The sequence below is a fragment of the Collinsella aerofaciens genome (genome assembly GCF_039752955.1).
GTDB lineage: Bacteria > Actinomycetota > Coriobacteriia > Coriobacteriales > Coriobacteriaceae > Collinsella > Collinsella aerofaciens_BI.
In genome coordinates, this window is the sequence record NZ_JBDMHB010000073.1 from 1 (window position 1) to 3,522 (window position 3,522).

The 3,522-nt window shown below is 56.6% G+C and carries 3 protein-coding genes; all 3 read left to right on the forward strand.

Annotated features, from left to right (window positions below; genetic code table 11):
• Positions 1 to 227 precede the first annotated feature (227 nt).
• On the forward strand, positions 228 to 767 hold the full coding sequence (acpS, locus tag ABHR75_RS09695) for a holo-ACP synthase (RefSeq protein WP_195568739.1): 540 nt from the start codon (positions 228 to 230) through the stop codon (positions 765 to 767).
• On the forward strand, positions 768 to 2,384 hold the full coding sequence (locus tag ABHR75_RS09700; RefSeq protein WP_082222952.1) for an NAD(P)H-hydrate dehydratase: 1,617 nt from the start codon (positions 768 to 770) through the stop codon (positions 2,382 to 2,384). It abuts the gene before it with no gap.
• A 2-nt stretch (positions 2,385 to 2,386) separates the two neighbouring features.
• On the forward strand, positions 2,387 to 3,522 hold a 1,136-nt coding region (gene alr / locus ABHR75_RS09705), incomplete at its 3' end, for an alanine racemase (protein ID WP_346964212.1).

Here is a 3,522-nt window from a genome sequence, read left to right on the forward strand (position 1 = left end):
GCGCCGAGAGTACTGCGGGGTCAGCCCGTGGGAGGCCAGGGCGCCGCTGACCGGTGGACGGCACCGAGCCGTACGCTAGAACTGAGAAGGGGGAGGCCTCGCGGCCTCCCCCTTTTTTGCGTTTACGGGCTTTTGTCTCACATAGTAGCTGTGTTTTATAACCCTCGTTTGTCGCATCTTCTGCGAACGGGCTACAATAACTTAGTCTGTGCGATATGGAGGTGAACATGGCTGAAGCTGGTATCGGCGTTGATATCGTCGAGATTTCCCGCATGAAATCAATTCTTGAAAAGACGCCGTCGTTTGCTCGGCGTGTGTTTACCGAAGAAGAGCGTGCGTATTGCGATGCATCATCGCGTCCCGCTGCTCACTATGCGAGCCGCTTTGCTTCGCGCGAGGCGGTACTTAAAGCTCTCGGCATGGGTTTTAGTCAAGGCGTGGGTCGCAAGGATGTTTCGGTTACGCGTGATAAACTCGGCAAACCGAAGGCGCTGCTTTCGGGCCGTGCTCTCGAGATCGCTCAAGAACTGGGTGTTGTTGAGGTCGCTCTTTCCATTACGCTTACAGGAGACTTGGCCGTTGCGAATGCCATCGCGATTACCGAAGATGCTCGGCCTAAGCCAAAAGAGGAAAAGGTGAGCACCAAGAAACGCGTAGCGCAGACATTTAAAGAGGCTCGCTCTGTTTTAGATGAGCTTGAGCAGCTGCAGAATTCAGCATTGACGGAGCACCTGGGCGATGCTTCGCAAGATACGCTAGGAGCATAGATGAAACCGGTTTTGAGTACCGAAGAAGTCGTTCGTCTCGAGGATATCATCGAACGCGAAGGGACTTCGAAGGCCGAGCTTATGGAGCTAGCGGGTGAGTTTGCCGCCAACGAGGTCTTGAAGCTCAATCCCGATCGGGTTCTCGTTCTGGTCGGTTTTGGTAATAATGGCGGCGACGGTTGGGTTGCCGCCGATATCCTGAGCCATAAGGGTGTGGACGTGGATATCGTTTCTCCGGTTGAGCCGGATGAGATTCCTGCTGCTCTGGCACGTCATGTTGCTCGTCGTACTGCCGGCCGCGATGTGCACGTTTGCGTCGGCCCCTCGCGTGACGAACTCGAGGTTTTGATCGATAAGGCCGATGTTGTTGTCGATGCCATTTTTGGTACCGGTTTCCACGGAAATCTGCGTGCGCCGTTCTCCATCTGGATTCCTACGGTCAATGAATGCGCCGATTGTGTCGTATCCATTGATGTTCCCTCGGGCCTCAATGCCGAGACGGGCGTTGTTGATGACGACTGCATTCGTGCCGAGCATACGGTGACGATGATTGCGCCCAAGATTGGTCTGTATAGCGCTGATGGTCCTGAGTATGCTGGCGATTTGATCTGCGGCAATCTTTACGACCGTCTTGACGAGGTCATCGATGATGTCGACCACGCCGCCGAGATTGTCGAGCCCGGTGACTTAGTTGATTACTTTGCCCCACTACCTACGAATATCGATAAGTATTCCCGTGGCTCTGTGCTTATTGTCGCCGGATCTGCGCAATATCCTGGTGCTGCCATTATGGCGGCCAAGTCTGCAGCTCGCGCGGGTGCTGGTTACGTGGCAGTCGCGGCTCCTGACGCCTGCGCCAATCTTATTCGCATGGCACTTCCTTCGATTCCCGTCTTTGCTATTCCGTCTGATTCCCGCGGCTCCTTTGGCGCCGCTGCGCGCATGACTGTGTGCGAGATTGCAAAGAAGTACAGCTGTGTGCTGTGCGGTCCCGGTATGACGACATCTGCCGGCGCTATGCAGGTGGTTTCGGGCTTGCTCGAGCTTGATGTGCCGCTTATCTTGGACGCCGATGCACTCAACTGCCTTGCTAAGATTGCCATTGACGGTATTGATAGTAATCCCGAGATGTATCGTCGCGAGCAGCCGTTGGTTATGACGCCGCACTATCGTGAACTTTCGCGTCTGGTTGCCGGTGACGAGGTGAACGACCTTGGTACTGCGATTGCAGCCGCGCAGAAGGTTGTCTGGGCTGCAGGCTCTGACAATCTGGTGGTCATTGCCAAGGGGCCGACGACGGCTATCTGTGGCGTTGAGCGTGTGCTGCTGCCGCTCTCGGGTCCGGCTTCTCTGGCAACTGCCGGTTCGGGTGATGTTCTCGCGGGTATTTTGGCCGGCACGCTTGCCACCATGCGCGACGAGATGGATCGTTGGGAGCTGCTGTATTCGTACGCCGTCGCACTTCACAGCTACGCCGGTTTTGCCGCGGCGACGGAGTATGGTGAGAAGAGCGTCATCGCGACCGATCTTATCGACTTGATCGGTCCGGCCATGGAACTGGCGGCAAAGGATGCGCTCGAAGATCTGGGAATCATGGACGAAGGGTCGGATGACTAATCATGAATAAAGCCGATTTGACGCGCTGGTCCTGGGTCGAGATCGACCGCGGGGCGCTCCGTCGCAACACGAGGGCCTATAAGAACTTGCTGAATCCACGTCAGCGCCTGTGCTGCGTGGTCAAGGCCGATGCTTATGGTCATGGAGCTGTTGAGTGCGCCAAGATCATGTATTCGGCCGGTGCCGACATGTTTGCCGTGGCGACGGTTAACGAGGGCGTTGAGCTCCGACAGGGCGGGATTACGAAACCCATCCTCATCCTAAGCGAGCCGCCTATCGAGGCCATTCCGACGTTGCTCGAGTTTGATATCATGCCTTCGGTCTATACGTCTGATTTTGCTCTTGCGTATGGCGAATGTGCCGTCGCGGCGGGCAAAGTGGGCAAGTATCATCTCGCCATCGAGACGGGCATGAATCGTATCGGCGTTCACTACACGCAGGTGCTCGACTTTGTCCGCGGTATAAATTTCCATCGCGGTATTCAGTGCGACGGCGTATTTACGCACTTCGCCACGGCCGATGAACCTTCGGGCTGGGACTACAAGCTGCAGTGTCAGCGCTTTACCGAGGCCGTTCAGGCCATTAAGGATGCGGGTTTTGAGTGCGGTATCGTGCACTGCGCCAACACGCCGTCCTCGATGCTCGACCCCTCGATGCATTTTGATATGATCCGCGCCGGCGTTGGCTTGTATGGCATGCAGCCGTGCGAGCTGAGTGGCCGCGTGATGCAGCTTGATCCCGTTATGAGCGTCCATGCGCGTGTGACGCGCGTGGCACACCCTGCGATGGGTGAGGGCGTGGGCTACGGTTTTACCTACCGCGTACCGCGTACGCGCGTTCAGATCTGCACGCTGCCGATCGGTTATGCCGATGGCCTATCGCGTACGCTTTCCAATCGTATGGATGTGCTGTATCGCGGCGAGCGCGTGCATCAGGTTGGCAATATCTGCATGGACCAGTTTATGGTCGCCATTCAGTCCAACCCGGCACACGAGATTCCCGAGGCCGAGTATGGTGACGAGATGATTATTGTCGGCCGCGATGGCGATGCCGAGATCACTATGGACGAGATGGCCCGACTGCGCGGAACGATTAACTACGAGGTCGCCTGCGGCTTTGGCATGCGTCTCGACAAGGT

What these genes read in the sequence shown, in the direction of transcription:
- acpS (WP_195568739.1), top strand. Translation starts at nt 228, where the DNA reads ATGGCTGAAGCTGGTATCGGCGTTGATATCGTCGAGATTTCCCGCATG.
- ABHR75_RS09700 (WP_082222952.1), top strand. Translation starts at nt 768, where the DNA reads ATGAAACCGGTTTTGAGTACCGAAGAAGTCGTTCGTCTCGAGGATATC.